At 71.8% G+C, this 820-nt stretch carries 1 protein-coding gene; it reads right to left on the bottom strand.

What is annotated here, in order from left to right; genetic code table 11:
- Positions 1–14: 14 nt before the first annotated feature.
- Positions 15–820 (bottom strand): MSCRAMM family protein (locus ABD308_RS29180; RefSeq protein ID WP_344341023.1); only part of this gene is annotated, 806 nt, incomplete at its 5' end.

Below are 820 nucleotides of genomic sequence, written 5' to 3'. Positions count from 1 at the left end.
GGTCTACCGGACGACTACCAGCCGTAGCCGCCGTGGTCGTCCTTCTTCTTCTTGTTGGTGATGTCGACGGTGACGCAGTCGTCGGCGTTCACCTGGATGGGACCGGTGACCGGGTCACGCGGGAACTGGTAACCGTCGGGCGCCGCGGTCTCCCGCAGGTAGTACTGCCCGGCCGTCAGGTGGGAGAAGTCGCAGCCACCGTCGGAGGCGGTGGTGCAGTCACCCGCCCGGGTGTCCGGGTTGGCGCCGCCGGTCTGCAGACCGGGAACACCGTTGCTCTCCCGCCACAGCTGGAACACCGCGTCGGCCACCGGCTCGCCCGAGTGCGCGTCCCTCTTGGTCAGGTGGATCGCGCCATTGCCCGGCGGCTTCGGCGACGGGCAGTCACGGGCGGTGGCCTGGACGCCCTCGGCCGCGTTGGCCGCGGTCAGCTCCAGCGGACCGAACACGGGCTCGGCTGGCAGGTCGTACCCGGGAGGCGCGGCGGTCTCGCGCCAGTAGTAGGTGCCGAGGTCCACCGTCCGGCGGCAGAAGCCATCCGCACCGGTGGTGCAGGCCGTACCCACCTGGGTGTCCGGGTTCACGCCGTCGGTCTGGAGACCGGGAACACCGTTGGTCTCCTCCCACAGCTCGAACACACCGCCCGCGAGCGGAGCGCCGGTCTCGGCGTCCGTCTTGAGCACCCGCACCTCACCGGTCACCGCCGGCTGCTGCGCGTCGGGGGCGGTCACCTGGACACCCTCGGCGGCGTTGGCCGCCGTCAGCACCAGCGGACCGAACACCGGGTCGGCCGGGAGAACGTACCCGGGAGGCGCGGCCG

This window comes from Kitasatospora putterlickiae (genome assembly GCF_039527695.1).
In the GTDB taxonomy this organism is placed as follows: Bacteria; Actinomycetota; Actinomycetes; order Streptomycetales; family Streptomycetaceae; genus Kitasatospora; species Kitasatospora putterlickiae.
Note: the sequence above shows the minus strand (reverse complement) of the source record. Positions and strands in the feature narration are given on the sequence as shown.